Raw genomic sequence first — 7,523 nt, 5'->3', positions numbered from 1 at the left:
GGTGGTGACGTTCGCGCTGGCCGAAGGCAAGCTCGACCAGGCGCGGAAGAGCGGGATCATCCACGACCTCGAGAGCAGCGACAACCAGCTGCGCGACCTCGACGGATTCCAGGACCTGCGCATCATCGTGTCGCCTGCTGCGACGGGGCCGTCGCAGGTGCTCGTGGAGACGACGTGGTCGGACCGGGAAGGTCTCGCGACCTACGAAGAGACGCGGCAGACGATGCTGGACATCATCGCCAGGCACACCGATGAGGTGGTGCCGGGTACGGTCCAGGTGTTCGACATGGAGGTCATCCGCGATACGAAGGACGTGACCTTCCGGTTCGGGACGGGCGCGGCCTTCACGGTCATCGCGGGGCTGATGCTCGGCGGGTTCATGATCGGCGCGGGCCTGAACCTGTTCGCGAGCGAGTCGACCGGCACGGGCGGGGGGCCAGCTCAGCCGACGGTCCCGGCGAACCCCTTCCGGGTTATCGCGACGGACAACCGTTTCGACAAGAAGGAGATCGTCGCGGGGCCGAACGCGGAGATTACGATCACGCTCGTCAATAACGGGCGCGCGAAGCACAACATCCACTTCCTCGACAAGAAGGGCGGGCAGACGCTGGCGCCCGGAGCCGAAGGCGAAATCATCGACGGCGGCGGGACGGAGACGAAGGTCACGTTCACGACGCCCGGCGTTGGGGAGTACTACTTCCTCTGCGACCTGCACCCGGATCAGATGAACGGTATTTTCCGGGTCGTGGAGGGCGGCCCCGTCGGGACGGGCGAAGCGCCCGCCGGCGCCGGCGCGGGGACGACGCCGACGACCGGGGGCTAATCCGCCACAACTCATCAACGATATGAGAATGGGGCCGCCCAAAAAAGGGCGGCCCCGCCGTTTTGTCCCTGGGGGTGGCGCACCCGTGCCGGGGCTACTCGAAGGCGCCGTCAGCGAGGAGGTCGACGTACTCGTCGTCGCTGAGGCCGACGACCTGCTTGAAGACGTACTCGTTGTGTTCGCCGAGCAGCGGGGCCGGCCGGGTGAGCTCGGAGGGGGTCAGCGAGAGCTTGAAGGCCGGCGCATCGTAGGTGCGGAGGCCCATGACCGGGTGCTCGAGCTTCCAGTAGTGGTGCCGGTGGGCGAGCTGCGGGTCGGCGTGCATCTCCTCCGGCGACTGCACGATGCCGCAGGGCACGCCGAAGGACTGGAAGAGGCGCACCACTTCTTCGGTGGTGTACTTGCGGACGGGCGGCCCTTCGACACCTTCTTCGACCTGGAGCGCGGCCTCAGACGGGAGGCGCGTGAAATCTTCGAACCAGAAGGTGAGGTGGCGGTCGATTTCTTTCTGCTCGTTGATGCGCTGCCAGCGGCGGCGCATGCGCTCCATGTCGCACCATTCGGGCCGGCCGAGGGCGGCTTTGAGGCCTTCCCAGTGCTTTTCGGTTTCGCAGGCGATGACGACCCAGCGGCCGTCGCGACAGCGGTAGGCGTTGTGCGGCGCGGCCTCGAGGTCGTGGTTTCCGAGGCGGGTCTGCTCGTGACCGTTGACGGTCCAGTCGAGGATGGCGGTCCAGAGGCCATGGATGGCGGCTTCGAACTGGGAGAAGTCGATGTACTGGCCGTGGCCCGTGCGGCGGCGGTAATCGAGCGCTGCGATGAGCGCGATGGCGGCGAAATGGGGCACCAGGAAGTCGGTGTAGGCGACGCCGGTGCCGAGGGGCGGGCCGTCCTCCCAGCCGGTGAAGTGGTTGTAGCCGGCGGCAGCCTGGAGGACGTGGCCGTAGCCGGCGTAGTGGGCCCACGGGCCATCCTGCCCGTAGAGGGGCATCGAGATCATGATGACGTCCGGGCGGATTTGACGGACGGACTCGTAATCGAAGCCGAAGCGGGCCATCGTGCCCGGGGTGTAAGACTCGGTGACGACGTCGCAGTGGGCGAGGAGGCGGCGGACGAGCTCCGGCCCCTTCGGGTGCTTGAAGTTGACCGAGACGCCGAGCTTGGAGCTGTTGAAGTTGGCGAAGTAGCCAGAGCCGTCGATGTTCGGGGTATCGTCGACGAAAGGGCCGACGCGGCGGAGCGTCTCGGGGTAGGTGGCGCTTTCGATGCGGATGACTTCGGCGCCGTGGTCGGCGAGGTACTTGGAGACGAGCGGGCCGACGCCGACCCAGGCGAAATCGGCGACGCGAAGGCCCTCGAACGGCTTGCGGACCGGCTGCGAAACGGGTTCGGACATGGTCAGATCACCATCCTGAGGCGGAGGCGGCGGAGCTCCTGCGGTTCGAGGCCGAGGAGGCCGCAGTACACCTCTTCGTTATGTTCGCCGATGTGGGGGGCGCGGCCGCGCTGCATCCACGGGGTGGCGGAAAGGCGGAAGGGCGCGCCGGGGTACGTGAACGATTCGCCGAGGTCTTCGTGGGTGACGCGGGTCCAGTAGCCGCGGACGGCGAGCTGCTTGCTTTCGACGATTTCGCGGGGGGAGAAGACGGGCGCCCAGCCGGCGCCGCGGCGCTGGGCCTCGGCGACGAGGTCTTCCTTCTTGCGGGTGCGGCAGAAGGCGGCCATCGTCTCTTCGACGTACTCGCGCTCCTCCGGGGCGAGCGGCTGGAGGGAGGTGAGCTTCTGCCGCCACTCGGGCGCGTCGAGGCCGCGGGCTTCGCCGTGCTCGGCGAGCCAGTCGATGATGGCGTTCGCCTGCTGGCCGATGAGGCCGCCGGCCTGCAGGGCCGCGACCCACCCGTCGGCGGTTTCGAAGAGGTAGCGGGCGGTGCGGATGCCGGCGGTGTTCCGGTAGAGGCCGGGCCCGGAGGCGTTGACGCGGCGGATATCCCAGGTTTGCTGGGCGTTGTCCATGGCGTTGGCGACGGCTTCCTGCATCGAGACATCGACGTGCTGGCCGCGGCCGCCGTTGAGCGGCCGGGCGTAAAGGGCGATGAGCGCGCCGACCATCGCCTGGACGTTGACCTGGGTATAGGCCTGCGGAACGGTGGTGCGGACGGGGCCGCGCTCGGGGTCGCCGTTGAGGTACATGAGGCCGCCCATGGCGGCGCCGACGATGTCGGTCGCGTGCCAGCCGGCGTAGGGGCCGTCCTGGCCGAAGCCGGTGATGGAAACGAGAATCGCCGACGGGTTGGCGCGCTCGATGGCGGCGTAGTCGAGGCCGAGAGCGGCGGATTCACCGGGCATGCACGTCTCGACGACGATGTCGGAGAGCGCGACGAGGCGGTGGAAGAGCTGCCGACCGGTCTCCAGCTTCAGCTGCAGGGTGATGGAGCGCTTGCCGGCGTTCATGGTCCACCAGAAGAGGCTGGTCTCGGCGCCGGCTTCGTTGCGGAAGAACGGGGCGTGCTGGCGGGCCGGGTCGCCATCGCGGGGCGGTTCGATTTTGATGACGTCCGCGCCGAGCTCGGCGAGGAGGCGCGTCCCGAGCTGGCCTTTTTCGTCGGCGAGGTCGAGGACGCGGTAGCCGGCAAGCGGGCCGGAGGGATGGGCGAGCGGAACTGGCGGCCGTTCGGGGTTCATAGCCGGAGTTCTACCGGGTGGAACGGCGGCGTTCAAACGGCGGCGGAGAGGACGGCGGGCAGCTCGACGGGGAGAGCTTCGAAGCCGCCATCGAGGCCTTCCTCGATGCGCTCGCGGAGGAGGTCGAGGCCCCAGCGCTTCTCGGCGGAGATGATGGCGACGTTCCGGGGCGGCGCGCCGGCGCCGAGGATGATGGCGCGGGCTTCATCGAAATCGGCGACCGGGCGGCCGTCTTCGTGGCGCAGGAGGTCGACCTTGTTGAGGGCGATGAGCTGGGGCTTTTCGTGAACGCCGAGGTCGCGCAGGGTGGCTTCGACCGTCTGGACGTGCTGGTAGGCGTTGGGGTGGGCGATATCGACGACGTGGAGGAGGAGGTCGGCGTCTTCGAGCTCTTCGAGGGTGGCGCGGAAGGCGGCGACGAGGCCCGTGGGGAGCTTCTGGATGAAGCCGACGGTATCGGTGAGGAGGACGACTTCGCCGGAGGGGAGGCTGATGCGGCGGGTGACGGGGTCGAGCGTGGCGAAGAGTTTGTCTTCGGCGAGGACGTCGGCGCCGCTGAGCGCACGCATGAGCGTCGACTTGCCGGCGTTGGTGTAGCCGACGAGGGCGACGACCGGGACGTTGTTGCGGGCGCGCCGGCGGCGGTAGAGCTCACGCTGGGTGCGGACTTCTTCGAGGTCGCGCCGGATTTTCGCAATGCGGTTGCGGATGAGGCGGCGGTCGGTCTCGATCTGGGTCTCGCCGGGGCCGCGGGTGCCGATGGCGCCCTCCATCCGCTCGAGGTGGGACCACTGGCCGGCGAGGCGCGGCAGGAGGTACTGGTGCTGGGCGAGTTCGACCTGCAGGCGGCCTTCGCGGGTGCGGGCGCGGGTCGCGAAGATGTCGAGGATGAGGGCGGTGCGGTCGATGACCTTGACGCCGAGGGCCTTTTCGAGGTTGCGCTGCTGGGAGGGCGAGAGTTCGTCGTCGAAGATCACGACGTTGGCGCCGAGCTGGCGGACGGCTTCGGTGACTTCCTGCACCTTGCCGCTGCCGATGTACGTGGCGGGGTTGGGATGGTCGAGCCGCTGGGTGAAGCGGGCGACGACCTCCGCGCCGGCGGTGCGGGCGAGCTCGGCGAGCTCGTTCAACGATTCGTCGGCGGGGAGGAGTGCGCCGGGGACCTCGGCTGCGACGAGGATGGCGCGGTCCCGCGTGGGCGCGGTCGGGTGAAGCACACGGGTCATGTGCAGCTAGCGTACCGCGCCGGGGGCAGGCCTGCGAATGGGCGAAGGGCTACTGGTTCGCGGACCATGCCTCGAGGCGGCGCATGCCTTCTTCGAGCCGGTCGTCCGGTGTGGTGACGGAGAGGCGGATGTAGCCCTCGCCGTTGAGGCCGTAGCCGCGGCCCGGCGTGACGACGACGCCGGTCTCGTCGATGAGGCGGGCGGCGTAGTCGGCGCTGGTGACGCCCTCGGGCAGCTTTGCCCAGACGTAGAGGGACGCCTTCGGGAGATCGACCTCGAGGCCGCACTTGCGGAGGACCTCGACGATGCGGTCGCGGCGGCGCTGGTAGATGCGGTTGTGCTCTTCGATGCAATCCTGCGGGCCGTCGATGGCGGCGATGGCCATCTTCTGGATGGCCTGCGGGATGCCGCTATCGAGGTTGGACTTGACGCGCATGAGGGCGTCGACCATCTGGGCGTTGCCGACGACCATGCCAATGCGCCAGCCGGTCATGTTGTAGGCCTTGGACCAGGAGTTGAATTCGACTGCGACATCTTTCGCGCCCGGCACCTGGAAGATGCTCACCGGCTCGTAGCCGTCGTAGGCGACGTCGCAGTAGGGGTTGTCGTGGAGGATGGCGACGTCGTACTTCTTCGCCCAGGCGACGGCCTTTTCGAAGAACTCGAGCGGGGCGACGGCGCCGGTCGGGTTGTTGGGGTAGTTGAGCCAGAGGACTTTCGCCTTCCGGGCGACGTCGACCGGGATAGCATCGAGGTCGGGAAGCCAGCCGTTTTCGCGGCGGAGGTCGAGGCGGTAGGATTCACCGCCGGCGAACATGGTGCCGATTTCGTAGACGGGGTAGGCCGGGTCCGGGACGAGAGCGACATCGCCGGGGTCGATGAAGCAGAGGGCGATGTGGCCGATGCCCTCCTTGGAGCCGATGAGGGGGAGGGTTTCCTTGAGCGGGTCGAAGGAGATTTCGAAGCGGCGCTGGTAGTAGCGGGCGATGGCTTCGCGGAGCTCGGGCAGGCCTTCGGACTCGGGGTAGCGATGGTTGACCGGGTCTTCGGCGGCCTGGTGGAGTGCGTCGAGGATGTGGCGCGGGGTGGGCAGGTCGGGGTCGCCGATGCCGAAGGTGACGATGTCGACGCCCTGGGCGCGCTTGGCGGCGATTTTCTTCGAGATTTCAGCGAACAGGTAGGGCGGGAGCGCCTCGACGCGGCGGGCGAGTTTCATCGGGAGCAGTCCTGGCGGTGGGGATGGGCGCCGGGGCGCGCGGCCCGCGGGCGGCTCCCATGCTACCACGGGCGGCGGTTACGGCCTTCGCCGTTATGTTTCGTACCAGTCGGCGTCGAAGACGCGGACGGCGGGGCCGGTCATGAAGACGGAGCCTTCGCCGTCCCATTCGAGGACGAGGTCGCCGCCGGGCATGTGGTCGACGACGCGGCCGCCGGTGAAGCCGCGGAGGCGGGAGGCGGCGGCGACGGCAGAGGCGCTGGTGCCGGAGGCGAGGGTGATGCCGGAGCCGCGCTCCCAGACGCGGTGCTTCACTTCGCCGCTGTTGAGCACCTGGACGACCTGGAAGTTGACCCGTTTCGGGAAGAGCGGGTGGTGCTCGACGAGGGGACCGATGCGCTCGAGCGGGAACTCGGCCGGGTCGGAATCGACGTAGTGGATGGCGTGGGGGTTGCCCATGCTGACGAGCGTGAGGCGGAGCTCGACGCCATCGACGGTGAGCGGAAGGTCGATGACCGGCCCGGGGCCTTCGACGGCGGCAGGGAGCGAGGCGGGGTCGAAATTCGGCGGGCCCATATCGACGCGCGCCGCGGTGACGACGCCGTTTTCGCGGATGACGCGGAGCGTCTTGATGCCGGCGAGGGTTTCGACGGTGACCTCGTCGCGGTCAGCGGGGACGAGGCCTTCTTCGATGGCGAACTTGACGAGGCAGCGGATGCCGTTGCCGCACATCTCGGCTTCGGAGCCGTCGGCGTTGAACATGCGCATGCGGACGTCGGCGACGGTGGAGGGCAGGGCGAGGATGAGGCCGTCGCTCCCGACGCCGAAGTGGCGGTCGCTGACCCGGCGGGAGAGTTCGGGCCAGTCGCGTTCGTCCTCGCGGGCGGGGGCGAGGTAGACGTAGTCGTTGCCGAGGCCGTGCATCTTGGTGACGCGCATGGGGAGAGTGTACCCGGGGCGGGCGCTAGCGGCGTTCGCCGCGGATGACGTTGGTGCAGACGCCGGTGAAGATGTTGGCCTGCAGCTCGATGTCGTCGGCGTCGCGGACCCAGGTGATGCGGGGGTCGTCGCGGCGGAACCACTGCTCCTGGGAACGGATGAGGCGGTGGGTGGCGCGCTTCGCCCGTTCGATGGCGTCGTCGAGGGTGCAGCGGCCCAGGAGGTGGCCGACCGCCTCTTCGTAGCCGATGGACGACATGGCGGGGGCATCCGGCGGGACGCCGGCCTCGAGGAGGGCGCGGACTTCATCGAGGAGGCCGCCGGCAAACATCTGTTCGACGCGGCGGTCGACCCGCTCGTAGAGCTCCTTGCGCGGCACGTCGATGGCGAAGAGGAGGTATTCGAAGTCGGGCGGGCGCTTCTCCTGCCAGGCGGAGATGGGGCGGCCAGTTTTTTCGAAGACCTCCAGCGCGCGGACGACGCGGCGGACGTTGCGGGGGTCGATGCGGGCGGCAGCCGCGGGATCGACGGCGGCGAGGCGGGCGTGGAGGGCGGCGGGGCCTTCGGTGCGGGCGACGCCGTCGAGGGCGGCGCGCAGGGCGGGGTCGGGCGGGACGGCGGGGACCTGCCAGTTCTC

7 protein-coding genes are annotated in these 7,523 nt (G+C 69.0%); 1 reads left to right on the top strand and 6 read right to left on the bottom strand.

What is annotated here, in order from left to right; translation table 11 throughout:
* A partial coding sequence (locus N2041_RS14000; protein WP_297679195.1) for a cupredoxin domain-containing protein occupies positions 1-823 on the top strand: 823 nt, incomplete at its 5' end.
* 94 nt (positions 824-917) lie between these two features.
* Here N2041_RS14000 and N2041_RS13995 read toward each other — a convergent pair.
* The 6 genes from N2041_RS13995 to N2041_RS13970 all read right to left on the bottom strand — a co-directional run.
* Positions 918-2,219 carry a CoA transferase gene (locus N2041_RS13995; protein WP_297679194.1) on the bottom strand — a complete coding sequence of 434 codons (1,302 nt, stop codon included), beginning with the start codon at positions 2,217-2,219 and terminating at the stop codon, positions 918-920.
* 2 nt (positions 2,220-2,221) lie between these two features.
* Positions 2,222-3,505, bottom strand: a complete 1,284-nt coding sequence (locus tag N2041_RS13990; RefSeq protein WP_297679193.1) for a CoA transferase — start codon at positions 3,503-3,505, stop codon at positions 2,222-2,224.
* A 32-nt stretch (positions 3,506-3,537) separates the two neighbouring features.
* A complete protein-coding gene (gene hflX, locus N2041_RS13985) occupies positions 3,538-4,731 on the bottom strand; it encodes a GTPase HflX (protein ID WP_297679192.1) in 1,194 nt (397 codons plus the stop codon).
* Between the two features lie 49 nt (positions 4,732-4,780).
* A complete protein-coding gene (locus N2041_RS13980; RefSeq protein ID WP_297679191.1) occupies positions 4,781-5,947 on the bottom strand; it encodes an LL-diaminopimelate aminotransferase in 1,167 nt (388 codons plus the stop codon).
* 93 nt (positions 5,948-6,040) lie between these two features.
* Positions 6,041-6,886, bottom strand: a complete 846-nt coding sequence (gene dapF / locus N2041_RS13975; RefSeq protein WP_297679190.1) for a diaminopimelate epimerase — start codon at positions 6,884-6,886, stop codon at positions 6,041-6,043.
* 25 nt (positions 6,887-6,911) lie between these two features.
* On the bottom strand, positions 6,912-7,523 hold a 612-nt coding region (locus N2041_RS13970), incomplete at its 5' end, for a tRNA (adenosine(37)-N6)-dimethylallyltransferase MiaA (RefSeq protein WP_297679189.1).

This window comes from Tepidiforma sp., from assembly GCF_026419595.1.
Classification (GTDB): domain Bacteria; phylum Chloroflexota; class Dehalococcoidia; order Tepidiformales; family Tepidiformaceae; genus Tepidiforma.
This window is presented reverse-complemented; position numbering and strand designations above follow the sequence as displayed.

Coding starts and splice junctions, on each gene's coding strand:
- N2041_RS13995 (WP_297679194.1), bottom strand. CDS start 2,219: ATGTCCGAACCCGTTTCGCAGCCGGTCCGCAAGCCGTTCGAGGGCCTT.
- N2041_RS13990 (WP_297679193.1), bottom strand. CDS start 3,505: ATGAACCCCGAACGGCCGCCAGTTCCGCTCGCCCATCCCTCCGGCCCG.
- hflX (WP_297679192.1), bottom strand. CDS start 4,731: ATGACCCGTGTGCTTCACCCGACCGCGCCCACGCGGGACCGCGCCATC.
- N2041_RS13980 (WP_297679191.1), bottom strand. CDS start 5,947: ATGAAACTCGCCCGCCGCGTCGAGGCGCTCCCGCCCTACCTGTTCGCT.
- dapF (WP_297679190.1), bottom strand. CDS start 6,886: ATGCGCGTCACCAAGATGCACGGCCTCGGCAACGACTACGTCTACCTC.